At 71.7% G+C, this 22,914-nt stretch carries 22 protein-coding genes and 2 pseudogenes; 11 read left to right on the forward strand and 13 right to left on the reverse strand.

Annotated elements, in window-relative coordinates; all coding sequences use genetic code 11:
* Window positions 1-969 (reverse strand): esterase-like activity of phytase family protein, encoded by a 969-nt coding sequence (locus tag ABZ312_RS30590; RefSeq protein WP_500439196.1) that lies wholly within the window; start codon window positions 967-969, stop codon window positions 1-3.
* Between the two features lie 126 nt (window positions 970-1,095).
* Here ABZ312_RS30590 and ABZ312_RS30595 point away from each other — a divergent pair.
* From ABZ312_RS30595 to ABZ312_RS30610, 4 genes and pseudogenes are all read left to right on the forward strand, one after another.
* Window positions 1,096-1,328, forward strand: a pseudogene (locus tag ABZ312_RS30595) (IS5/IS1182 family transposase); the annotation flags it as partial.
* 120 nt (window positions 1,329-1,448) lie between these two features.
* The gene (locus ABZ312_RS30600; protein ID WP_500323666.1) at window positions 1,449-2,195 is read left to right on the forward strand and encodes a hypothetical protein; all 747 of its coding nucleotides are present in this window, start codon (window positions 1,449-1,451) and stop codon (window positions 2,193-2,195) included.
* A 114-nt stretch (window positions 2,196-2,309) separates the two neighbouring features.
* Window positions 2,310-3,461: a PP2C family protein-serine/threonine phosphatase gene (locus tag ABZ312_RS30605; protein WP_500439197.1), complete on the forward strand. Its 1,152-nt coding sequence runs from the start codon at window positions 2,310-2,312 to the stop codon at window positions 3,459-3,461.
* A gap of 96 nt (window positions 3,462-3,557) precedes the next feature.
* Window positions 3,558-4,799, forward strand: coding sequence for an acyl-CoA dehydrogenase family protein (locus tag ABZ312_RS30610; protein WP_500439202.1), 1,242 nt, complete (start codon window positions 3,558-3,560; stop codon window positions 4,797-4,799).
* Between the two features lie 13 nt (window positions 4,800-4,812).
* On the opposite strand, the pseudogene ABZ312_RS30615 reads toward ABZ312_RS30610, so the two are convergent.
* Window positions 4,813-5,830: pseudogene (locus ABZ312_RS30615) on the reverse strand (RNA-guided endonuclease InsQ/TnpB family protein).
* 319 nt (window positions 5,831-6,149) lie between these two features.
* Between ABZ312_RS30615 and ABZ312_RS30620 the strand changes: the two are divergent.
* The 3 genes from ABZ312_RS30620 (at window position 6,150) to ABZ312_RS30630 (ending at window position 8,397) form a co-directional block, all read left to right on the forward strand.
* Window positions 6,150-6,608, forward strand: coding sequence for an RrF2 family transcriptional regulator (locus ABZ312_RS30620; RefSeq protein ID WP_500323664.1), 459 nt, complete (start codon window positions 6,150-6,152; stop codon window positions 6,606-6,608).
* Window positions 6,609-6,722: 114 nt separating this feature from the next.
* The gene (locus tag ABZ312_RS30625; RefSeq protein ID WP_500356579.1) at window positions 6,723-7,328 is read left to right on the forward strand and encodes a GOLPH3/VPS74 family protein; all 606 of its coding nucleotides are present in this window, start codon (window positions 6,723-6,725) and stop codon (window positions 7,326-7,328) included.
* Window positions 7,329-7,704: 376 nt separating this feature from the next.
* On the forward strand, window positions 7,705-8,397 hold the full coding sequence (locus ABZ312_RS30630; RefSeq protein ID WP_500323662.1) for a hypothetical protein: 693 nt from the start codon (window positions 7,705-7,707) through the stop codon (window positions 8,395-8,397).
* An 82-nt stretch (window positions 8,398-8,479) separates the two neighbouring features.
* On the opposite strand, the gene ABZ312_RS30635 is transcribed toward ABZ312_RS30630, so the two are convergent.
* Window positions 8,480-8,956 carry a MarR family winged helix-turn-helix transcriptional regulator gene (locus ABZ312_RS30635; protein WP_500323660.1) on the reverse strand — a complete coding sequence of 159 codons (477 nt, stop codon included), beginning with the start codon at window positions 8,954-8,956 and terminating at the stop codon, window positions 8,480-8,482.
* 198 nt (window positions 8,957-9,154) lie between these two features.
* Here ABZ312_RS30635 and ABZ312_RS30640 point away from each other — a divergent pair, with 198 nt between their 5' ends.
* Complete coding sequence (locus tag ABZ312_RS30640) at window positions 9,155-9,604, forward strand: MarR family winged helix-turn-helix transcriptional regulator (RefSeq protein ID WP_500323659.1); 450 nt, start codon at window positions 9,155-9,157, stop codon at window positions 9,602-9,604.
* Window positions 9,605-9,624: 20 nt separating this feature from the next.
* Here ABZ312_RS30640 and tatC read toward each other — a convergent pair whose 3' ends face one another.
* The 5 genes from tatC to ABZ312_RS30665 all read right to left on the reverse strand — a co-directional run bounded on the left by tatC (window position 9,625) and on the right by ABZ312_RS30665 (window position 12,840).
* On the reverse strand, window positions 9,625-10,485 hold the full coding sequence (gene tatC, locus ABZ312_RS30645; RefSeq protein WP_500356577.1) for a twin-arginine translocase subunit TatC: 861 nt from the start codon (window positions 10,483-10,485) through the stop codon (window positions 9,625-9,627).
* A gap of 21 nt (window positions 10,486-10,506) precedes the next feature.
* Window positions 10,507-10,788, reverse strand: a complete 282-nt coding sequence (gene tatA, locus ABZ312_RS30650) for a Sec-independent protein translocase subunit TatA (RefSeq protein ID WP_500323657.1) — start codon at window positions 10,786-10,788, stop codon at window positions 10,507-10,509.
* Between the two features lie 72 nt (window positions 10,789-10,860).
* Window positions 10,861-11,100, reverse strand: a complete 240-nt coding sequence (locus ABZ312_RS30655; protein ID WP_499516191.1) for a twin-arginine translocase TatA/TatE family subunit — start codon at window positions 11,098-11,100, stop codon at window positions 10,861-10,863.
* Window positions 11,101-11,150: 50 nt separating this feature from the next.
* Window positions 11,151-12,263, reverse strand: coding sequence for an alpha/beta fold hydrolase (locus ABZ312_RS30660; RefSeq protein ID WP_500439203.1), 1,113 nt, complete (start codon window positions 12,261-12,263; stop codon window positions 11,151-11,153).
* 103 nt (window positions 12,264-12,366) lie between these two features.
* Window positions 12,367-12,840 carry a VOC family protein gene (locus ABZ312_RS30665; RefSeq protein ID WP_500323656.1) on the reverse strand — a complete coding sequence of 158 codons (474 nt, stop codon included), beginning with the start codon at window positions 12,838-12,840 and terminating at the stop codon, window positions 12,367-12,369.
* Window positions 12,841-13,193: 353 nt separating this feature from the next.
* Between ABZ312_RS30665 and ABZ312_RS30670 the strand changes: the two genes are divergently transcribed.
* Together ABZ312_RS30670 and ABZ312_RS30675 are read left to right on the forward strand one after the other, a co-directional pair.
* The gene (locus tag ABZ312_RS30670; RefSeq protein WP_500356575.1) at window positions 13,194-13,796 is read left to right on the forward strand and encodes a CGNR zinc finger domain-containing protein; all 603 of its coding nucleotides are present in this window, start codon (window positions 13,194-13,196) and stop codon (window positions 13,794-13,796) included.
* 163 nt (window positions 13,797-13,959) lie between these two features.
* Window positions 13,960-15,315 (forward strand): mycothione reductase, encoded by a 1,356-nt coding sequence (locus tag ABZ312_RS30675; RefSeq protein ID WP_500323653.1) that lies wholly within the window; start codon window positions 13,960-13,962, stop codon window positions 15,313-15,315.
* A 78-nt stretch (window positions 15,316-15,393) separates the two neighbouring features.
* Here the strand turns inward: ABZ312_RS30675 and ABZ312_RS30680 are convergent, their stop codons facing one another.
* Both ABZ312_RS30680 and ABZ312_RS30685 read right to left on the reverse strand, forming a co-directional pair.
* Complete coding sequence (locus tag ABZ312_RS30680; protein WP_500323652.1) at window positions 15,394-17,352, reverse strand: multicopper oxidase family protein; 1,959 nt, start codon at window positions 17,350-17,352, stop codon at window positions 15,394-15,396.
* 501 nt (window positions 17,353-17,853) lie between these two features.
* On the reverse strand, window positions 17,854-18,759 hold the full coding sequence (locus ABZ312_RS30685; protein ID WP_500323650.1) for an NmrA family NAD(P)-binding protein: 906 nt from the start codon (window positions 18,757-18,759) through the stop codon (window positions 17,854-17,856).
* 202 nt (window positions 18,760-18,961) lie between these two features.
* Here ABZ312_RS30685 and ABZ312_RS30690 point away from each other — a divergent pair, with 202 nt between their 5' ends.
* A complete protein-coding gene (locus tag ABZ312_RS30690) occupies window positions 18,962-21,205 on the forward strand; it encodes a SpoIIE family protein phosphatase (RefSeq protein WP_500439198.1) in 2,244 nt (747 codons plus the stop codon).
* 29 nt (window positions 21,206-21,234) lie between these two features.
* Here ABZ312_RS30690 and ABZ312_RS30695 read toward each other — a convergent pair whose 3' ends face one another.
* Genes ABZ312_RS30695 through nthB form a run of 3 tightly spaced genes read right to left on the reverse strand, consistent with a single transcriptional unit; the run spans window position 21,235 to window position 22,861 of the window.
* A complete protein-coding gene (locus tag ABZ312_RS30695; RefSeq protein WP_500323646.1) occupies window positions 21,235-21,603 on the reverse strand; it encodes a nitrile hydratase accessory protein in 369 nt (122 codons plus the stop codon).
* On the reverse strand, window positions 21,600-22,199 hold the full coding sequence (gene nthA, locus ABZ312_RS30700; protein WP_500323645.1) for a nitrile hydratase subunit alpha: 600 nt from the start codon (window positions 22,197-22,199) through the stop codon (window positions 21,600-21,602). Before nthA ends, ABZ312_RS30695 begins: the two co-directional genes overlap by 4 nt.
* Window positions 22,199-22,861 carry a nitrile hydratase subunit beta gene (gene nthB, locus ABZ312_RS30705; protein ID WP_500323643.1) on the reverse strand — a complete coding sequence of 221 codons (663 nt, stop codon included), beginning with the start codon at window positions 22,859-22,861 and terminating at the stop codon, window positions 22,199-22,201. The genes nthA and nthB overlap by 1 nt, the downstream gene beginning before the upstream one ends.
* Between the last annotated feature and the right edge of the window lie 53 nt (window positions 22,862-22,914).

Below are 22,914 nucleotides of genomic sequence, written 5' to 3' on the forward strand. Positions count from 1 at the left end.
TCAGAGCTCGGGCAACCGTATGGTCATCCCGTACAGTCGGGTGGTCTGCATGGCGCTCTGGTTGTCGTCAGTGACCATGAGGACCTTCAAACGGCCGTCCGGGGCGGTCCCGGTGATCGTCATGCCCTCGATGTTGCCGAGCAGGGGGTTGGCCTGCGACTGCTTGTTCGTGGCTCCGAGCGGCGGGCAGTTGACCATGTCGACCAGCAGGGTCTTGTTCATCAGGGAAACGTCGTCCTGGCCGGACAGCTTCTCGACGTGGGTGATGTCGTCCGCCTCGCGCGGGTCGGCGAGATAGACCCGGATGATATTGCCCACGCTCTTGTCGAAGCCTCGCTCCAGAACGAGGAGCCTGCCGTCACCGGACGCGCAGATGTCCGACAGCAACAGGCCCTTGTCTCGCACGTAGCCCCACTGCACGCCGATCCGGAACTCGTCGCCGGTCGTCTCGCGTTTCCACGCCTGGAAACGCACGTAGGCGCTCTCGTCACCCCTCAGCGCACCCTCCATCGACGCCACCAGGGTGAGGCCGCCGGGCTGCATGGCGAGGCCCTCGAAGGTCTCGTTGACCACGGCCCGGCCCGCAGGCGCGAGGAGGAGGCTGTCCGGCACCGGCAGCCTGTCGATGAACTTTCCCTCCGGGGTGTAGCGACGAACGGCCGGCTCCTCGGAGGCGATCAGGAGCGTGCCGTCCTCATCGAAGACCAGGGCCTCGAAGTCCGTCTCCTTCCCGTTCTCGTCGTACAGCGCCACGACTTCGACGGGCTCGTGGGTGGCGGCGTCCAGGTGGAAGAGCAAGGAGCGGTCCGCGAGGGCGGCCACACGTCCCTCGGGGCTGACCGCCAGGGCCGACATGTTGCCGACGAACTTCTCCTCGAAATAGGTCTTGTCGAGGGCATCGGAGAACCAGTCGACAACGGCCCAGGCGGAGCAGGCGTTCGGCTCCGAACCCTCAGAAAATTCGGTCATCGTGAACCCCTTCGCATTGGGTCGAAAACCCTCCACATCCGACTTCTCGGCCGTGCCCGTCACCTGGGATGTTCTCGCAGTAAGTTCCAGCGATTCCCCACTACCGCGCGCGAAGGCGTTGCCGCCATGGAGCGATCCTGCTGCGCGGGAGTGATCACGGCGTCGGAACCCTACTGGATGGCCTTGTTCGCCGGACCGGGTCCACGGCGGTCCGGCAAGCCAGTGATGATGCGCGGCCACGGCGAGGACACGGTCAGCACGGGCCGCCCCTGACGCCCCCTGGAGGACCGGATACTGACGGTCGCGGCGGATGACGCGCACACCTCACGATGCGACAGTTCGCCCCGCTGTTTGGTGTCCGATGCGCTCGCGGAAGCGGAAGTCGGGGCGCCGTCCCGCCCATAGCTCGCGCGGGACCGCAGTCCGAATGACCGGCCCGCAAGGGGAATCGTGTCAGCGGCCTGGTCTAGGTTCGGCCCATGCACGAGAGCCGTTCCAGCGCCGGGGCGCCCGTTGAGCCCGACGTGCCGCCCTACCGGGTGGTCCTGGCGGAGACCCCTTGGGGCTCGCTCCAAACTGCTTTCGGGAGCGGCGAGGACCTTCCCGACGTCCTCGCGCGACTGTTGGAGCCCGATCCCAAGATCCAGGTCACCGCTTTGTCGGAGCTGGGTGAGATGGTCAACCACCAGAACACCATCTACGAGGCCACCGCACCCGTCGCCCTGTACGTCGCCGGCATCCTCACCCACCCGGCGGCCGCGAACCTCCGTGCCTATCGCAACGTCCCCATCCGCGCGACGCTGTTGAACTGGCTGGTTTCCACGGCCTACGACGCCTCCGACGAGATCGTCGGCCGCATCGAGCAGTGGTTCCCCGGTTTCCTCACCCGCGGCACCACCATGGCGTCCTTCCGGGACCTGCGCCCGATGGTCTACCGGGCCGTTGCTCCCTTCCTGCAGGACCGCCACGAGAACGTGCGCGAAGCCGCCGTCATCGCCGCGCTCATCCTCGCCGAACACCCCGCACTCGCCGAGCAGCGTGATCACCTCACCGTGCACGCGCGCCGCGTCCTCGACACCAACGGCCACGAACCCAACCGCCGCGTCGCCCGGAGGGCCCTTGAAACGTGGGGCTACGACGTCCCCGGCCCCAAACCTTTCCAGGCGGAGCCCTGGGACCGGGGGCCGCACAGCGACGGCCGCGGCGATCTCGAACCTCCCTTCTGACCCATATGCGCAGGGCCCACCGGCGGAACACCGCGGCAGGTGCGGGACACCAGCCCAAGGACGCGCGCCCTCCGCGGACCCGCGAAGGGCGTTCCGGGCCGGACGCGGCATCAGATGTCGCACCCGAGGGGTGCGATCAAGGATCGCCTACGATCCAGCCATGAGCGCTCTGGCCCGGTATCGGACGATGTGGTCGAACCTGCGGCGACGGGACCCCGTTCTGCTGTCCCCCGCCGTCCTGACCGCGGTCATCGGGGTCCTGGCGATCCTCACCCCCCAGGACGTCCCCTTCACCCGCCTGCTGCCGGCGGCGCCCGCGCTCGCCGCGTCGCTCTGGTCCGTGCGGGCGACCCTCACGCTCGGGATGATCTGCCTGCTCCCGGTCATCGGCTACGCCCTGGCCTTCTCCGACATGTCCGCCCTCTACACCGCCGGGGCGATCGGCGCCGTCGGTCTGGCCGCCGCCTACGCGAGCCACCTGCGCCTGCAGCGCGAACACACCCTCGCCCAGGTCCGCGCCGTCGCCGACGCGACGCAGGAGGTCCTCCTCAGGCCGGTACCCGAACGCATCAGGAACCTGGAGATCGCGACCCTCTACCTCGCCGCGGCCCCCCAGGCGCGCATCGGGGGCGACTTCTACGCCGCGGCCGACACCCCCCACGGCCTGCGCCTGATCCTCGGGGACGTCCGCGGCAAGGGCCGCCTGCGCGCCGTGGGGGTTTCGGCCGCCCTCCTCGGCTCCTTCCACGAGGCGCCTACGAGGCCCCCGACCTGGCGCACCTCGCGCACCGTCTGGAGACCACCATCACCCGGTACTCCGCGGCGGTGCCCGCCGAGGACGACTGCGAACGCTTCGCCACCGCCGTCATCGTGGAGATCCCGCCCGCAGCCGACCATGCCTCCGTGCTCAGCTGCGGGCACCCGCCTGCCCTGCTGGTGCACGACGGCCGCACCCGGGCCATCGAACCGGTGGCCCCCTCACCACCGGTCAACCTGGCGGCACTTGTCGGCTCCGGCTACCACGTCGACCGCGTTCCCCTGGCCGTCGGCGACCTGCTGCTGCTCTACACCGACGGCGTGAGCGAGACCCGCGACCCGGGCGGCGCCTTCTTCCCCCTCACCGCCTGGACCCGACAGGCCGCCACCACCGCACCGGCCGGGTTCCTGCGCCTCCTTCACCAGGCCCTCCTCCGCCACAGCGACGGCGGCCTCAACGACGACATCGCCTGCATCGCCATCCGCAGGACCGCCGCGGGCACCCCGTGATGCGGTCGCCGCCGAGTATTTCCTATTGAATTGATGGGAAAGCATTGACGGTGGTCCGACAGGCTGCGCAGGATGAGGAACGTGCCCCAGACGCCCTTGGACGTTGAGACCGCGCCGTCCGGCTCCGCACCGCCGCCGGAGCCGGAACCGGAACCGACCGGGCCCGGCCGCGCGCACTGGCTGCGGGTGGCCCGTGAGACGGCGGACGACCTGGCCACGGACGCGGTCGCCAGGGACCAGGCCGGCAAGCCCCCGTTCGACGAGGTCTCCCGGCTGCGCGAGGCGGGGCTGCTGCCGCTGCTGGTGCCCGCCGGGTCCGGCGGCGGGGGCGCGGACTGGGCCACGGCGTACGCCGTGGTCCGCGAGATCGCGGCGGCCGACGCCGCGATCGCCCAACTGCTCGGCACGCACTACTTCGTGTCGTGGAGCGCCCGGCTCCTCACCGGGCCCTCGGCCGCCACGGGGCTGGAACGGCGTTCCGCGGCCGGGCAGTGGTGCTGGGGCGGTGGGTTCGCCCGCCAGGACCCGCCGCTGACTCTGGCCAGGACCACGGGCGGCTACCGGCTGGAAGGCCGGCAGAGCTACGTCACGGGCGTCCTCGTCGCCGACCGCATCGCCGTGCGCGCCGCGCGGGCCGACACCGGGGAACCGCTCGCCGTCGCCGTCGACCCCGCCCGGCACGGCGTCGCGGTCGGCGCGGAGGACGATCCCTTCGGCCAGCGGCTCGCCGCCGGGGGCGGCGTGGAGTTCGTCTCCGTGGCGGTCACCGCCGACGAGGTGCTCGGTTCGCTCTCCGCAGAGGAGGAGGTCCTGCCGCCCCTGGCCTCGCTGGCCTCGCCGCTGGGGCGTCTGATGTCGGTCCAGCTCCGGCTCGGCACGGCCGAGGGCGTGCTCGCCGAGGCCCGTGAGTACAGCAGGGCGGGCCAGCGGCCGTGGCACCCGGAGTGGCCGGCCGGATCGCCCCAGGACCCCCACGTGCTCGCCGCGTTCGGCGAGCTGACCGTCCTCACCCGCTCCGCCTCCGCGCTCGCCGGTCAAGCGCTGGAGGCACTGGAGGGCGGCCTGGCCCGAGGGGAGGCCCTCGGCTACGAGGAGTGCGCGGAGATCTCGGCGCTCGTGGCCGTGGCCGAGGTCGCGACGTCCACCGCCGTGCGGGAGAGCACGACGCGCGCCCTGGACGTCATCGGGCCCCGCTCCGCGTCCGCGCGCCTGGGCCTGGACCGTTTCTGGCGCAACGCGCGCACCCACACCCTGTACGAGCCCGTGGCCCCCCGCCTCCGCGACGTCGGGGACTACTTCCTCAACGGCACGCACCCCCCGTTCACGCTGCCCGTTTGACATCCTCCCTGCCCTAAAGGACGGGGATTCCTGGCTCACGTGGGCTGGGAACCAGCGGTCCGCCAGCGCTTACACGATCGGCACCAGCCGGGTTGAGACCAGCCCGGACCAGCATCACGCGGGCGGAGTTCTTGTCCCTGGGAGACACGGCTCCGCACGCGGTGCAGGTGTAGGTACGTTCCGAAAGAGGAAGTGCGTGCTTGGTTCTCGCTCCGCACGACGCGCAGTCCATGGTGGTGTGCGCGGGATGCACCAGGCGGACGTCCCACCCGTGCTTGCGGCCCATCTCGATCAGCGCCGTCTTGGTGGCGCCGATCGCGGCGTCCGCCGCCTTGCGCGCCATGGTGGTCCGGCTGAGGAACTTCGGCCGGAAGTCCTCGACCGCGATGACGTCGTGGTCGCGCACGACGCGCTCGGCCCACTTGCGGGCAGTGTCCTGCCGCCGGCGGGCGATCTTCTTGGACACCTTCGCGGCGGCCCGGCGGGCCTTGCGGTAGCCGCGCTTGTTCTTCGGGGTACGTCGGCGGGCCATCATCTTCTGGTAGCGGGCCAGTTTCGCCGCGGCATTCCTCCCGTGCTGGGCGTGCGGCAGGTCGTGGGCGTCGCTGGTCGTGGTCGCGGTCTCACGCACGCCCCAGTCGATACCGATCACCGCGCCGGTGGCGGGCAGCGGCTGCACCTGGACGGCGACGACGAACGAGGCGTACCAGTGGCCGAGGCTGTCCCGGTACACGCGTACCGACGTGGGAACCGCGGGTGGTGTAGTTCAGCGACGGTGCGGCCTCGCGCTTGCGCTTGATCCGGGGCATCCCGGCCCGCTGCCTCATCGGCAGCCGCGCCGCGATGTCCTTGATCGCTTTGGTCCGGGACTTGGCGAAATCCCGGATGACCTGCTGCTGCGACACCGAATTGCCCGCCCGCAGCCACGCCATCGACCGCCGGGCCTCGGTCAGCATCCTGTCCAGCTACGCGGGGCCGCACGTGATCTTCTGCCCGGCGGTCTGGTTCAGGCCGTGGACCTTGCGGGACACCGCCACGCACTCGTTCCACACCCACCGGCACCGCGCCCACTCCGCCTCCAGACCGGCACGCGCCGTGGACGACACACGCAACCTGTAGGTGTACCGGGCATGCCCGCACCCCTGCTCCGCCGTCGCTGTCGCCGTCACGCTGCGGAACCTAACAGCGCCCACCGACAACGAAAGAGAACACAGGTCACAACAGATGGGCAGCCAACTCCGCCGCATCGCGGCTCCAACCAAAGGACGCCTTCCTCTCCGGCCTGAAGGCCCGGGCATCCTAAAGTGACCCGGAACCGACACCACCGGCACCCGACGGGATAATGCGCCCATGCGGATCTCAGCCAGGGCGGACTACGCGGTACGTGCCGCGCTGCAGCTCGCCGCGTCACCGGAGGCCGGGCCGATGAAGGCCGAGGCCATCGCCGCCGCCCAGGACATCCCGCACAAGTTCCTCGAGGGCATCCTCAACGAGATGCGCCGCGCCGGTCTCGTCCTCAGCCAGCGGGGCGGCAACGGCGGTTACCGCCTGGCCAGGCCCGCCGGGTCCATCAGCATCGCCGACGTCATCCGCGCCGTCGACGGACCGCTCGTCTCGGTCCGCGGGGTCCGCCCCCCGGACCTGGCGTACACGGGCCCCGCCGAGTCGCTGCTGCCGCTGTGGATCGCGCTGCGGTCCAACGTGCGCGAGATCCTCGAAGGCGTGTCGCTCGCCGACGTCGCCGGGGCCGAACTGCCGCGCGGCGTCCTGGCCCTGACGGAGGCCCCCAGCGCCTGGACGAACCCCTGACCGGGCACCGCCCGGACCTGCACGCACCGTGAGGGGCGGCTCGCCGTGCGCCGGGAACGGCGGACGGCGGCCCGCGGCGACGTATCGTTGTTGATCTCTTCGACGGGAGCCGCCATGACCACGCCGCAGGACCTGATGATCGTCAGCATGGATGCGCCTTCGAGCCCTCCCGTCGAACCGGGCGACCTGTCGCTCGCGCTCGCGGGGGCCGAGGTGATCGACCTCCTCGGAGCGCGGGCGGTCACCCTGGACGGTGACCGCCTGGTGCCGGCGCACGGGCCGGCCACCGGTGACCACCTGCTGGACCAGGCGGCGTCCGCGCTCGTCGACCAGGAGCCCTACGAGTCGGTCGAGGACTGGCTGTGGCGCAGGGGCCGCAACCTCTCCTCGGTCTACCGCGGCGCGCTGCAGGCGACCGGCCTGACCGCCGTGAGCCGCCCCCGGTGGCGGCCCTGGGCCACCGGGGAGCAGGTGCTGCTGGACTCCCCCGCCCGCCGGGAGGCGCTCGGCCGCCGGTCGTCCGGGGAGCCCGTGCTGGCCGCCCTCGCCTCCGCCGCCGGGGTCCCCGGGGACCGGACCGCCGGCGACCTCGCCGACGTCGGCGACGACGCCGTGGAGACGGTGCTGGCCGCGGTCCACGACGCCGTCGAGGAACTGCAGTCGGTGCGGCAGCGGAAGGACATCGAGAAGGCGGCCTTCGACAACATCTGGCGGGCCTGAGGGCGGGGGCGGCGGCTCAGGAGGGCCGTCAACGGCGGCTCACCCGGTGGGGTTCCCTCGAACTTGTCCTGACCGTACGCGGGTTCACCCGTCAAGGGCTCCTCCCCCACCGCGGGGCCGGACGCTGCACCTGCACCCCGGCACCGTGAAGAGGCATCTCAACTACGCCTGGAAAAAAGTCGAGTTGGGTCGAGCAGGTCTCTCCCGGCTCGCTCACGGGCCTGCCCCGCACGGGACTTCGGCGGCGGGGCGTTCGGCCGGGACGCCCACGGTGAACACCGCCCCAACTCGCTGAGTACGGGGCGGTTCCGCACGGTGAGGGCGGAGGATGGGTACGATCCGGCAGCAACATCCCATACACCAGGAAGCGGCTGTCGTGTCCCACAACACAACCATTCAGGACCGGTATGCGGCGCGTCTCGCAGAGGACCTGGAGAACAACGCCAAGGAACAGGAAGCGGTCCGGGAGCAGGTGGCCGGGCTCCAGGCCCGCCTGACCCGGCTCGAGGACGAGCGGGCCTGGCTGACCCGGCTGCAGGGCAGCGTGACGACCGGTGGACGCCGCGTCGCCCCGCGCGACGAACCTGCCGATGCCGTGCCGGCCGAAGAAGTCCCGGCCGAGGAGGTTCCCGCCGAGGTGGTTCCGGCCGCCGACGTGGCCGGGGCGCCGGAGGAGGGTGCTCCCCGGGCCGTCCCGCGGCCCCGCACACGGAAGCCGGCCGGCGGGGCCAAGGCCCGGAAGGCCGGCAAGAAGGCGGCGCAGTCCCGCGACAAGGAGAAGCCGACCCTGCGCGGCCTCGTCGCGGACGTCCTCACCGCCGATGAAGAGCCGCGCATGGTCAGTGAGTTCGTCGACGCACTGGCCAAGCGGCATCCGGATCGCTCCGCCCCGAGCGCCCCCGTCGTGCGCAACGCCCTGGAGGCGTTGGTCGCGAAGGGGCTCGCCGAGCGGTCCCGCCGTCAGGGCAGCGTCTTCTACACCCCTGTCACGCCGTCCGCCGGGACCACCGGTGACGGCGCGGGCGCGGCAGCGTCCGAGGCCGGGGAGCCGGTCGCGGCGAAGGCCTGACCGGGCGCCGTGGCAGGGGCACGCCTCTGCCACGGCGGAGTGGCCGGGGAGCCGGGGTGGGCCCCTCGGCCGTACGGGGCGGTCAGGTGGCGACGTTCCTCAGGGCCGCGCCGAGCGCCTTGAGGTCCAGGCCTTCGAGGTGGTCGAGGAAGTGACGGCGCACGGACATCAGGTTGGTCTGCCACGCCTCCTTGAGGCGGGCGAGGCCGGCGTCGGTGAGGACCGCGTTCCAGCCGCGGGCGTCCTCGGCGCACTTGACGCGCTGCACGAGCCCGTCGTTCTCCAGCCGGTGGACGACGCGCGTCATCCCGCTGACCGACAGTTCGCAGGCCCCGGCGAGGTCGCTCATACGCATCTGCCGACCGGGCGCCTCGGAGAGGTTCATCAGTGTCAGGTACTCGATGAGCGGGAGCCGCTGCTCGCGGACCAGATCAGCGTCCATGACACGAGGCAGGGCGTAGATGACACGACTCAGCGACCGGACGACCGCTTCCTCGTCGGGACTGAGCGGCACTATCGCCTCGGGGGCCGCTTCCTGCCGCGGCATGACGTCTGACATACCTCTAGTTTACTTGCGCGGCGAAGGAAGTGAACGCTTCCTAACTGCGGGATCCTGGAATCCTCACCCATCCGGAATTATGACCCGTTTCGTCCGTTCCGACGGTCGCGGGAGGTCACCGGCAGCCACTGCCTGCCGTTCTCGTTCCCGTGTGGGAGCAGATGCTCATATCATGGGGAGGATGCTCGGGAGGAGATCATGACCGCTGCGGCGTCGAAAGCCGACTCATGCAACAACCTGGCGCTGCGCAAGGCGGCCCGGTACCTCGGCGCGACCTACGACAAGGCCCTCGCCCCGGTCGGCCTGCGTGCGACGCAGTTCAGCATCCTGCAGCAGCTCAGCGTCCACGAAGAGATGACGATCACCGCCCTCGCCGACATCATCGCGATGGACCGTACGACGATGGCCTCCAACCTCAAGCCGCTCGCGCGGGAGGGCCTGGTCACCGTCGAGACCTCGGCGACCGACCGCCGCGCGCGGATCGTCACGCTCACACCGGACGGCCTCGCCAGGATGAAGGCGGCGCTCCCCCTCTGGAACGACGTCCAGAACCGGTTCGAGGAACGGTTCGGGTCCGCGGACGCGGCCCTGCTACGCCGGTTCCTCGACGCCGTGCTGGACACCGGCTTCGAACCGTGGGCGGAGTGAGCGGCTCCCGCCGCGGCGCGTCATGACCGGCCGACGGCGACGTCGTCGGGGGCGGGGGCCTCGACGGCGGCCGGGGCCGGGTCGGGGCGGCCGGGTGCGGTGCGCCGTCGCCGGCGGTCGTTGCACCAGGCGACCGCGCACGCCGCCCCGTACAGCAGGCTGATGGGCGTGGCGAGCAGCAGCATGCTGATCGGGTCGGTGCTGGGGGTGGCGATCGCCGCGAAGGCGGCGACCCCCATGAGCATGCCGCGCCACCAGCCGGTCATCCGCCGGGCGCTGATCACCCCGCCGAAGTTCAGCAGCACGAGGAGCACGGGGAGTTCGAAGGAGAGGCCGAAGACGATCACCATGCGGGTGGCCAGGTCGAGGAAGTCGTCGACGGGCAGGATGTTGGTGGCGTTGTCGGGCGTGAAGGAGATCAGCACCCGGGCCGTCGTCGGCAGCGTCCGGTACGCCACCGCGGCGCCGGTCAGGAACAGGGGGATGCCCGCCCCGAGGAAGGCCAGGGTGTACTTCCGCTCGCGGCGGTGCAGTCCCGGCGCGACGAAGGCCCACAGCTGGTAGAGCCACACCGGGCTCGCGCCGACCACTCCCGCGGTGAGCGACACCTTGAGCGCGAGGGAGAACGGCGAGAGGAGACCGTTGAGCGAGATCACGCCGCAGTGACCCGCACCGTCCGCCCCGGAGGCCCCGGTCAGGCGGCCGGGGGCACAGCCGGGCAGCGGATCGATGAGGAACCCGATGAGCTGCCGGTGGAACAGGGCGGCGGCGACGGTGACGAGCAGGATCGCCCCGACGGCCTTGAGCAGGCGGTTGCGCAGTTCTCGCAGGTGCTCCCGGAGGGGCATCCGATCGGGGTCACGCGGGGTACGGGTGGTCATGGCCGGTCCGTCCGGGGCGCTTCAGCGCCGGTGGGGGGCGCCCGCCGCGGTGGCCTCGGGCGCCGTGTGCGGGGTCGCGTCCCCGGGCTCACCGGTCGCGGACCCGGGCCCGAGGGCCGCGGTCCGCACGGCACCCGTGGGTTCGTCGGAGCCGTCCTCCCGCATGGCCTTGGTCTCGCTCCTGAGGATCCGGAGCGACTGCCCGAAGGAACGGGCCATGTCGGGAAGCCGTTTGGCCCCGAAGAGGAGGAGGACGACGACGAGGATGAGCAGGATCTCGGGTGCTCCGAGCCTTCCGAACATGGTTGTTTCCCTTCTGAGGTGCCGAGGTGACGAGGTGCCGCACGCGGATCCGGGTGCCGCCGGATGGCCCCGTCACGGCCGGTGGCCGCCGGCGGGCGGATCGCGCGGGTCGAGGTCCGTGAGGTCCAGGTCCCGCAGTTCGGGCGGGAGTTCGTCCCGGAGGCCCGCCCGGGCGCCCTGCGCGAGCTCACGGAGCCCGCGCAGGGCACGCACGGTGTCGGAGACCAGCCCGGGGAGCCTGTCGGGTCCGACGAGGACGACCGCCACCACGAGCAGCGTCAGGACCTCCAGCGGGCCGATGTCGGAGAACACCGTGCCTCCCGTCTGTGGATGGGGTTCGCCGGGACGGACCCGGCCGGGGGTTACCGCGAGGCGCCGGCGGCGCGGCGGTACGGGGCGAGGAACGTGCCGAGTTCCGCCAGCATCTCCTCGGGTGCCTGCTCGGCGACCCAGTGACCGGCGCCGCGGAGGACCACGCCCCGTACGTCCTCCGCCAGGGGCTCCATCGCGCCCGCGACGGCACCGCCCCAGCTCTCGGATCCGCCGATCGCCAGGACCGGCATCGTCAGCTTCTTTCGCGCGCGGTCCTCGTTCTGACCGGTGGTGCCGTCCCACGCGCGGTAGAACCCGAAACTGCCGCGCAGCGTCGCGGGGTCGGAGAAGAGGCGGACGTAGTACTCGCGCGCGTACCGGGGCAGCTTCTCCCCGCCCTGGATGTCGAACTCGTAGCCGAAGAAGTCCGCTTCACGCCCCCTGACCAGCCGTTCGGTCAGCTCGTGGTCGACCCGGTTGAACGGGATGTGCCAGAGCCTGTCGTTGTCCCGCTCGTCCACGAAGAGGATCGGTGAGGCGGACTTCCGCGGGGGTCCGGGGACCTCGGCGAGGGCCACTCGGGCGACGCGCTCCGGGTGGTCGGCCGCCAGCGCGTAGCTGATGATCATTCCGGTGTCGTGGCCGACGACCGCGAACCGCTCGTGGCCCAGGGCGTCCATCAGGGCGACCAGGTCGCCCGCCAGGGAGCGGGTGTCGTACCCGCCCATCGGCTTGTCGGTGAGGCCCATGCCGCGCTGGTCGACGGCGATGACGGTGTGGTGCCGGGCCAGTTCCGGCATCAGCATGCGCCACGCGTACCAGTTCTGCGGCCAGCCGTGCACCAGGAGCAACGGCGGCCCGTCGCCTCCGGTCACCACGTGCTGGCGCAGCTCGCCGGCCCGCACGAAGCGGCTGCTGAAGGTCTTGGTGAACCCGGCCGGCAGCCGGGGCGCCGAGGAGACCGAGCCGGACCCGTGCGGCGTGCGCAGGGGCGGGGTCGCGGAGGCCGACGGCAACCCGCCCGCCAGCGAGATGCCGGCGACGGTGACGGCGGAGGCGGCCGCGCCGCCGACGAAGGCGCGTCGTGACAGTCCGCGCGGGGCACGGTGCGACACCGGCCTCGCGCCGGGGCCGTCCTGCTCGGACGGCTCCACGGGGGGCATGTTCACGGGGTTTCCTTCCACTAGGAACGAGCATATGCACGTATTGGGGTGCAGGAGGGGCCGCGTCCGTACGGCTCCGTACGCCCTGCGGTGAGGGGGTGGGTCAGCGGCCGGGGAACCGCTGCTTGATCTCCTGGAGCACCCAGCCGTTGCCGTCCGGGTCGCTGAAGGTGGCGAACGAGCCGTACGAGGCACGGTCGGGCTGCAGGCCCGCGAGCCGCCCCTGGCCCTCCTGCCGGTGGGTGATCTCCCCACCCTCGTGGCCGTGGAACAGCAGCCCGCCGGCGTCGTGGAACACCTCGCTCACCTCGATGCCCCGGGCGACCAGCTCCGCACGGGCCTCCTCGATGTCGAGGACGGCCAGGTACAGCCCCTGGGCCGAGCCCGGCTCGGCGGAGGTGAGCCCCTGACCGAACATCACCGAGCACTCCGAGCCCGGCGGGGTGAAGTGCACCGCGCGCCAGTCCTCACTGACGGCCTTGTCCAGATCCAGGCGGAATCCCAGCGCCTCGTAGAACGCCTTGGCCCGGTCGACATCGGTCACGGGCAGCACGACGAGTTCCAGCTTCGTGTACATGGGGGTCTTCCTTCGTAGACGACGGTGCGCCGCACGCCGGCGGTCACCGTTTTCCGGGGGACGAGGACGGCGGAGCCACACCGGCGCCACACGCCGGATCCCCGGCCGGGTCGCCGAAGGCTTCGAACCGCAACTACTGGAGCGGCTCAGCCTGTCTTCGTGGTGATGACCGTAGGCCATTAGGTCGCAACTCGCAACGCGCATCCTCACGAAATGGGGCGAGCGTGACACACCTCACCGCGACCCCACTGCTCCTCACCGGACTCCACCACACGGGAAGAGAATGACCACCGTCTCGGTTTCACCCACAACGGGGAGTGATCTAGACTGGCCCGGAAAGGGAGGCCCGCACGATGCCGACGCCCACGACCGAGCGCAGTCCGCTGACCCAGCCCGCAGCCGTCGACGCGCTCCTACGGTTCCTCAACACGCACGCTTCGGGGCCGAGGCAGCTCCCGGAGCGCTTCACGGACGCCCGCAGCATGCACGCATGGCTGCTGGAGCACGACCTGGGCACGGGGTCCACCCACGTCACCGAGGCCGACGCGGCCGCCGCACGCGAACTGCGCGACGCCCTGATCACCGTGCTGCTGGCGCACGCGGGCGACAAGAACACCACACCCGAGGCACTCGCCCGGGCGGAGGAGCACCTTCGCGGCGTCGCCGCCCGCTACCCCCTGGCCACGGTCGTCACCGCCGAGGGAGCCCGTTTGGCGAGCACGCAGAGCGGCATCCCCGGGCTGTTCGGGACCGTACTGGCGAGCGTCACCGAACTCGCGCACGCGGGCGTGTGGGACAGGCTGCGGGCATGCCGCCACGAGCCGTGCCACTTCTGCTTCTTCGACCGGACGCGCAACAGCTCGGCCGGCTACTGCGGCCCGAGGTGCGGTTCCCGCGCGTCCATGCGGGCCTACCGGCAGCGCAGGAAGGAGCAGGCCGCCGGAACGGCGGGCTGACCTCCGGCTGTGTCGCACCGTTGGTGCACCCCCGGCGCCCCGTGCCCGTGATATGAACCTCGAAGGACCGAACAGGCACAAAACGGGCGGGCCGTCCCGCGGGGGGGCCCGCCCCGCAGCCAGGACGTCCGGACATCTGCTGACCGGCGGAAGGCGGGCGGACATGGCGCACTACGATCTTGTGGTCCTCGGCGCGGGCAGCGGCAACATGCTGATCGGGGACGAGTTCGCGCACCTGCGCTGCGCCATCGTCGAACCGGGCCGCTTCGGCGGTACGTGCCTGAACCGGGGCTGCATCCCCAGCAAGATGTTCGTCGTCGCCGCCGACGCGGCCGAGGGCGCACGGGCGGCCGCGCGCCTCGGGGTCCACGCCACCGTCGAACCGGTGGACTGGAAGACCGTCCGCGACCGGGTGTTCCACCGGATCGACCCGCTCCACGACAGCGCGGTGGACTACCGACGGGACCACGGCATCGACGTGTACACCGGGGAGGCCCGCTTCGTCGGGCCGAAAGTGCTGCAGGTGGGCGAGGAGCGGATCACCGCCGACACCATCGTCGTCGCGGTCGGCTCACGGCCCGACGTGCCGGACGTCCCCGGACTGGACACCGTGCCGTTCCACACCTCCGACACGATCATGCGGATCGAGGACGCGCCCGCTTCGCTGGCCGTCATCGGCGGCGGGTTCATCGCGGCCGAGTTCGGCCACGTCTTCGGCGCGTTCGGGTCGGACGTCACGATCATCCAGCGGGGGCCGCGCCTGCTGATGGCCGAGGACGAGCAGGTGTCCGAGCGCTTCACCGAGCTCGTCTCCCGTCGGCACCAGGTCATCCTCGGCGCCACCGTCACCGCCGTCGAACGTCGCGCCGACGGTGTCGAGGTGAGTGTGACCTGCGCCGAGGGCGAGCAGGTCGTCCAGGCAGAGATGCTGCTGGTCTGCACCGGCCGCCGGCCCAACACCGACCGGCTGGACGCGGCCGCCGGCGGGCTGGAACTCGACGGGCACGGGCACATCGTGACCGACGACACCTACCGCACGTCCGTACCGGGGGTCTGGGCCCTCGGCGACGCGGTGAACCACTTCCAGCTCAAGCACATGGCCAACGCCGAGTCCCGTGTCGTACGGCACAACCTGCTCCACCCGGACGACCTGCACACCCTGTCCAACAAACTCGCTCCGCACGCGGTCTTCACCAGCCCGCAGATCGCGAGCGTCGGACTCACCGAGCAGGAGGCGCGCCGCCACGGCGTCGCGTACCTGGTGAGCGTCCGCGACTACGCGGACACCGCCTACGGATGGGCCCTGGAGGACACCACCAGTTTCGTGAAGGTCCTGGCGGACCCCCACGACCGGACGATCCTGGGCGCGCACATCATCGGTCCCCAGGCCGCGACGCTCATCCAGCCGCTGATCCAGGCCATGGCACTGGGGCAGACGGCCGACCAGGTCGGCCGGGAGGTGCTGTACATCCACCCCGCGCTGACCGAGGCCGTCGAGCAGGCCCTGCTGGACCTGTAGGCCCGGGGTCCGGGTCCGCCCGGAGCGGTCCCGCCCGAGACGGGACCGCTCCGGGCCCGGACGCCCGGGCGGTGGGGGCTACATCTTCATGTGCTTCATGTCGTGCGCGTCCATTCCCCGGCCCATGTCCATCAGCATCCGGTGGATGTCGTGGACCGGCGACGGCATGACGACGAAGGGCCGCATCATGCCCTCGTCCTCGTGGTCGAGGAGGTGGCAGTGGTACATGACCTTGCCGGTCTGGTCGGCGAGACGTCCCGCCACGGTGACGAGGGTGTTGGCGTTGACGGTGATGGTGTCCTTCCAGCCGGACTCCTCCGGGGCGACCGGGACCGGAGCGCCGACCGTGATGGGCTTCCTGGTCTGCGCCGTGGCGAAGTCCACACCGGAGGAGTCGACGGCCCGCCGGTCGACGACCTGGAAGTTCATCAGGTGGATGTGCATCGGGTGGTAGATGGGCACGCCCTCGGGGGCGGCGCTGATGAAGTGCCACTTCTCCCAGGTGCCGGAGGCGGCGAAGAAGGTGGTGGTGTCCTCGAACATGGTGCCCGTTCGGCGCAGCGTGACGGTGCCGCCCGGCATGTCGACCCTCACGATGCCGGTGCCCGGCGCCGTGTCGGCCGGGACCTGCTCCATCTCCCAGATCTGGGGCATGGCGCCGGTCTTGTCGAAGCCGAGCAGGACGAAGCGCTCGGTGGCGTCCTTGGGCACGTCGGCGAGGGTGAGCTTGCGGAACGACTTCGACAACGTTGTCGGAAGCGGGTGCAGCGCGCGTCGCTTCTTCTCGACGCGGAACTGCATGACCTCGGGGAACGGGATCACGAAGTCCGGCAGGGCCGCTCCGGCGGTCTGGCCCGGGATCGTGTTGACGAGCTTGAGCTTCCTCCCGGGGAAGGCCGCGAAGTCGACGACGACGTCGGCGCGCTCGGCGGGCGAGAGGGAGATCGCCTCGTCGATGGTCTGCGGCTTGCCGAGCAGCCCCATGTCGGTGCCGATGAGCTTCATGGCGCCGCGCACGACCCTGCCGGTCTCCTCGTCGACGACGACCAGGCGGTAGACGCGGGTGGTGGAGACGTTCACCAGACGGAAGCGGTAGGCGCGGGCCTGCACGTCCAGGTACGGCCACACCACGCCGTTGACCATGGTGAACGGGTTCAGGCTCGCCAGGGCGGGCGGGATGGTTCCCGGCATCGGCATCGCGCCGCCGCCCAGGATCCGCTTGGCGAGGACCTGGCCGGTGAGCCGGCCCTGGGCGTCGGTGTCGAAGTTGACGTCCTGGATCGTCAGCGGGATCTCGTGCTCGCCGCGGGGCAGTCCGAGCCGGTCCTCCTCCGCGTCGCGCACCACGTAGTTGCCGACCAGACCGGCCTGGACGTTGAGCGAGGTCACCGACATGGCGTGGTCGTGGTAGAAGAGGTGGGTCGCCGCCTGGTCGTTGGCGTACTCCCCCAACTGCCCGTTACCGGAGGTGACTCCGAACTCCGCGGCGCCGTCGCTCAGGGCGTTCTGGTGGCCGCCGTGCACGTGGACGGTGGTCCAGGCGGTGAGCCGCTCGACCTCGGGACGGGCGGCGGCACCCTCGGCACCGGGCCGGTTGTAGGGCAGCAGGCCGGGGCCGGGCCCCTCGGGGTTCACCCACACCGCCTTGACCGGCGTGCGGCCCTTGAGCTTGTTGTTCCAGGCGATGCGTACCCGCTCCCCGCTGCGGACCTCGATGGTCGGGCCGGGGAAGTGGCCGGCGTAGGTCCACAGCCGGGTCGGCGGCATCTGGGAGTGCAGCCGGACCGAGGACCGGACCATGTCGATCTCCGTGATCCCATGGCTCTTGGGGCGCAGCGTCGGCGGGACGCGAAGCGCGTCCCGGAACGGTTTCAACGTCGTGAACGTGGGCTCGTTCACGCCGTGCAGCGCGTCGGCCGCCTCCGCCGTGCCCTGGAAGACGCCGGCGGAGCCGAGGACTCCGGTGCCGGCGACGGCGACGGCCGCCGCGGTGACCCCGGCCATGCCGAGGACGGTCCGCCTGCTGGTCGTTGACATGTAAGTGTTCATCCTGTTCTGGGTGGTACGAGCGCGGGAGGCGGAGCTTCGAAGGGACGCACATGCGCTCCCCTGGGTCCGGGGAGCGTCGTTCCGCGCGCCTCAGGACGGCGATGCCGAGCGGTCGACCTGCGGCCTGGGGAAAATCGGGCGCGGACGGATGCCGTCAGGCCTGTCGGCCACCGTCACCCCGCGTCAGGGCAGGCACGTCGGCCTGCCGGCCGGTCCCGACGAGGGTCCTGTCGGTCCGGCGTTCCCGGAGCGCGCATCCTCCCGGTGGGTTCGCCACCTCGGTGCGGCACTCGTACCCGGGCATTCCCCCCAGCCCGCGCTGAGCCCCCGCGCACTACTTGCTCGGTCAAACAAGTAGAACATTGGATTACTTGTACGTGCAAGTAGCTTGATTCGTCATCAAACCGGCGGCGGCAACACGGGCCCGCGGACGCACGGCGGACCCCGCTCCGGCATCCCCGCGGGATGCCGGAGCGGCCCCGCGCGGGCTCAGCCCAGGTAGAAGTCCCGGCGGGCGGCGACGAACTGCTCGACGGTCCGGGCGGGCACGCCCGTCACACGCTCGACGTCGTCGGACGCCCGGTCGTAGCGGTTCTCCCGGTGCAGCCGGCCCATGGTGGCGATGTGGGCCTCGACGTGCGGCGGCAGACCGGCCCGGCTGAGCACCTCGTCCCGCCACCGCTCCGGCGGCACGTCGACGTAGGACACCTCACGTCCCAGCGCCCGGGAGAACTCCTCGGCCATCTCGGCCATGTCGAGCGTGCGCGGACCGGTCAGTTCCAGGACCCGGCCGACGTGCGGGACCGGGTCGCGCAGGACCGTGGCGACGACCCGGGCGACGTCCTCCACGGCCACCGGAGAGGTACGCCCGGTGCCGAACGGCAGCGCGATCGTCCCGGTCTCCCGGATCGACCGTGCCGCCAGTGCGGTGAACAGCGGATTGTCCAGGAAGGACGTCGGGCGGACGTGGACCACCGGCAGGCCCGACCAGTTCAGCACCTGCTCCGCCAGCCAGTGCAGCCGCTGTTGGTGGGACTCCCCCGTGCTGGTCGCGGTCATCTGCGACACCGTCATCTGCGACATGCCCACCAGCGCGTCCAGCCGCCCGTACGCGCGGGCGACGCTCGCCACCACGGTCGCCGCGAGCAGGTGATCGGTCGAGACGGGCATCGCGAAGTACATCCGCCGCGCACCCTCCAGTGCCGCCGCCACGGTCTCGGGCCGGGTCAGATCGCCGGTGACGACCTCCGCGCCGAGCGCGCGCAGCGCGTCCGCCCGCTCGTCGTCGTGGCGGACCATCGCGCGCACCGGTACGTCCTGCTCACGCAGGAGTTCGAGGACGGCACGGCCCACGCCGCCGACCCCGGTGACGAGGACAAGATTGCCGGCAGCCATCGGTCGGTCTCCTTCTGGGTTGGCTGAGTTCCGGGTGACGGGTGTGGCCACGGACTCCCGTGGCGTCCGAGGTGCCGCAGGGCGCGCACCCCCACCCGCACTATTACGAGCATATGCTCCTATCTGCCGAGCGGCAAGCGAGGTCTTCGCCCCTGAGCGACCGGCCACCCGCGCACCTATACTCGCGAGGAGGAGCCGTTCGATGACCAGCAACAGCGCAGTCGGAGAACACCGCCGCGAAGGCGGGCCCGCACGGATCGAGGGCACGGGTCTCGAGGAGGTCCTGCACGGCACCCTCCGTGAGGCCCTGTTCCGGATGGACGCCGTCGCCGCGGCGGTCTATCTGCTGGACGGGAGCGGCGCCGAACTGCGAGCGGCGATGATCGCCGGCAGCCCGCCCTCCATGTTCACGATCCCCTGCCGGATGCCCATGGACATGCCCCGCGCTTCGACCCGCGCCGTCACCACGGGCGCGACGGCGGTGCTGCCCGATCCCGACCCGGCCGACCCGGACCAGCGCTTCGCACTGCCCTATCCTTACGCGGCCCTGGCGTCCCCGGCCACCGCCGGCGGGCACCGCTTCGGCGCGCTCACCGTGCTGCGCCTCGAGAGCCACGGCGACTACGGCCCCGCCGACCACACGGTGCTGCAGGAGATCGCGGACGCGCTGGCCACCGCCCTCGCCGAACTCGTGCGTCACGGCGTTGCCGTCGTGAGCGGCCCCGCACCCGCCCTCGTACCGGTGTTCCACGCGAGCGTCCACACCCCGGGCTGGGGGGTGCGCGGCGTCCCCGGCTCGTCCGGAGCCAGCCTGATGTACCCCCTGCGTCATTTCGCCGAGCGCCTCAACCAGGCCACGACGGTGGACCACGTCGTCGCGGCGGCCCGGGACTGCATCATGTCCCCCTTCGGCGCCGGAGCCGTGGTGCTGGCCTCGGTGAGTGCGGGCCGGCTGTGGGTCCTGGGACACAGCGGACCGTCCTCCGCGCTGGTCCGCACCGTCCACGGCGCCAGACTCGGCGCGAGCTCTCCCGCGGTGGAGGCGGTACGCGGGCACGCACTGTTCCTGTCCGAGGGCGCACCACCGGACACGGACCCGGACCGGCACGACGCCGGGCCGCGGGCCGAGGCCTACCTGCCGCTCGTCGTCGGGAGCAGGAGCGTCGCCGAGGTGTCCCTGATGAACCCGCGCATCGTCGGGGTGTGCTGCCTGGAGTTCGAGGGGGCCCGCGCGTTCCCGCCCGAGGAACGGACGGTGCTCGGCATGATGGCCGGCATGCTGGGGGCGACGGTGGAACGCGTCGAACTGGGCACCCGGCAGCGCGAGATCGCGGAACACCTGCAGCGCAGGCTCCTGCCGCCCGTCCTGTCCGAGCTGCCGGGGCTGGCCACCACCGCGCGCTACCGGCCCGCCACGACCACCTGCCAGGCGGGCGGCGACTGGTACGACGTGATCAAGGTGTCGGACGACCGGATGGTGCTCGCCGTCGGTGACGTGGAAGGCCACGACCTGGACAGCGCCGCCGTCATGGGCCAGGTGCGCACCGCGCTGACCTCGTACGCGACCGAAGGCCACTGCCCCGCCGCGGTGATCGACCGGACGGGCCGGCTGCTCGCCGAACTCGGCACGGAGCAGCTCGTGACCTGTTGCGTGGTCGCCCTGGACACCGCTGACGGTATGGCAGAAGTGGCTCTCGCCGGGCATCCGGCGCCGGTCGTACGGCGGCCCGACGGAAGCGTGGACGTCCTCGACGCGCCCGCGAACCTCCCCCTGGGCGTCACCACGCAGCACCCTTACCGCGGTTGTGAGCACACGCTGTCCCCAGGGTCCGTGCTGATGCTCTACTCCAACGGCCTGACCGACTCCCTCACCGGGGACCACGGCGCGTGCGCGCGGACCCTGCTCCGTGCGGGGGTCCGGGAGTCCGGGGCCGACCTGGAACAGGTCGCCGACCGCATGGTCGCCGAGGTCTCCGGCCCCCGGTGGCGCCGGGACGACGCGGTGCTGCTCCTGGCCCGGTACGAAGGCGCCGCGGGCAAGGGGGCGCCACTGACCGCGAGCCTGCACGTGCAGCGGCGCGATCTGCACGGGGTCAAGGCGGCCCGGGAGTTCGTCGACGAGCAACTGCACGCGTGGTCGCTGCCGGTCGTGTCGGACACCCTCCAGCTGATCACCTCGGAGATCGTGACCAACGCCCTCATCCACGCGGGCAGCGACGTCGACGTCCGGCTGCGGGCCTTCGGCGACCACGTCCGGCTGGAGGTGCGGGACTCCGACAGCAACCCGCCCGTCCCCTCGCCGCTGGCCCTGGACGAGGAGGAGAACGCCGAGGCCGAGCACGGCAGGGGTCTGCTCATCGTCGAGGCCCTGGCCGGGCAGTGGAACGCCTCGCCCAACGGCCGCGGCAAGACCGTCTCCCTGGACCTGCCCATCCCGCACGGCTGACGGACCGGGCCGGGAGCGGTGTCTCGCGGTCAGTGCCGATGTGCGTGGTGATCGTGGTGGTGGTCGCCGTGGTCGTGGCCCGCGGGCCGGCCGGCCAGGGTCCGGGCGCGCGCGGTGACCTCGCCCGCACGGACCACGTCCTGTTCGGTGAGCACGTCCTCCAGCGCGGCCAGCCAGAGCCGGTAGTAGTTCCAGGCACCGTCCGCGTGCGGCGCGCTCTCCCAGGCCCGGATGCGCGCGATCAGCGCGGCCTGGAACCGGGGCCAGGCGAAGGCACCCGCTTCGTGGAGGCCGACGGCCATGCCGAAGGCGCGGCTCTCCCACGGCTCGGTGAAGACCAGCTCGCCGTTGGAACGGGGCGGCGCGGCCGGACCGTCGACGTCCAGGGGCACGGTCACGGCGCCGTCACCTTCGCCACGCCGACCATGGCGTCCCGGGTCACCAGCGGCACGAGTTCCTCCTCCGTCAGGTGCTCGGTGCCGGCGGGGCGTTCGGGCAGCACCAGCCAGCGCACCTCGCTGGTGGAGTCCCGGACGGTGATCCGCACGTCGTCGGCGAGGTCGAGTCCCATCTCGGAGAGCACCGTGCGCGGTTCCCTCACCACGCGCGCACGGTAGGCAGGATCCTTGTACCAGCTCGGCGGCAGGCCGAGAACCGGCCACGGGTAGCACGAGCACAGCGTGCAGACCACCACGTTGTGGGTCGTGGGGGTGTTCTCCACGACGACGATGTGCTCACCCTGCCGCCCGGCGAAGCCCAGTTCCGCGATGGCCGCGGTGCCGTCCTGGAGCAGCCGGCGCTTGTACTGCGGGTCGGTCCACGCCTTGGCGACGACCTTGGCGCCGTTGAGCGGGCCCACCTGGGTCTCGTAGGTGGCGATGATCGTGTCCATCGCCGCCGGGTCGATCAGGCCGCGCTCGGTGAGCAGTTGCTCGAGCGCCTCGGTCCGCAGGGCCGGGGGGAGGTGGTCGCCCGGTCCGCTGGTGGAGGTCATCAGGGGGTCTCCAGGTAGCTCTCGTACAGCTCGGCGGTGACGGAGAAGGGCTCGGCGCCGGCACCCCACAGCTCGCGGGAGTCGAACCGGACCGAGTAGACGTGCTGCGGGTTCTCGCCCAGGAAGTGCGCATGGGTGTCCGGCAGCAGCGCGGCGGGCTGCACGAGGTCGACGACGCCGGGGTGTCCGCGCAGGTAGCCCGGCAGCCGCGTGTGCCCGGGCGGGGACATGTCCTTCGCGCGGACCCGCTCGCCGACGGCGAAGGCCGGCGGGGTGTCCACGGTACGGAGCGAGCCCGGGGCGGTGGGAGCGTAGTCGGGGCGGGCCGGTTCGGGGACCGGTGGCTCCTCGACGCCGGCGCCGCGCAGGTTGCGGGCGCGGGCCTCGACCGCGGTGGGCGCCAGGACGGCGCTCTCGGTGAGCATCAGTTCCGCGGCGTTCAGCCACCGGCCGAAGTAGCCGTCGTCCAGGTAGGCGGCCCGGTCCAGACGTTCCGTGGCGTGCCGGAAGGCGTCCACGTTGTACCCGGACACCTGGGTGGAGAGGATCGCCAGCGCGAACGCCCGGCCCTGCCAGGGCTCGGCGAAGACCGGTTCGCCGGGTCTCGGCGGCCGGACGGGCCCCCATCCCCGCGTGCCCCCCATGTCCGCGATGCCCTCCATGGCGCGCCCTTTCGTGTGCCGGGATCACTGGCACATCAGCTTGACCCCTGGGC

It is taken from the genome of Streptomyces sp. NPDC006207, from assembly GCF_040613835.1.
GTDB lineage: Bacteria > Actinomycetota > Actinomycetes > Streptomycetales > Streptomycetaceae > Actinacidiphila.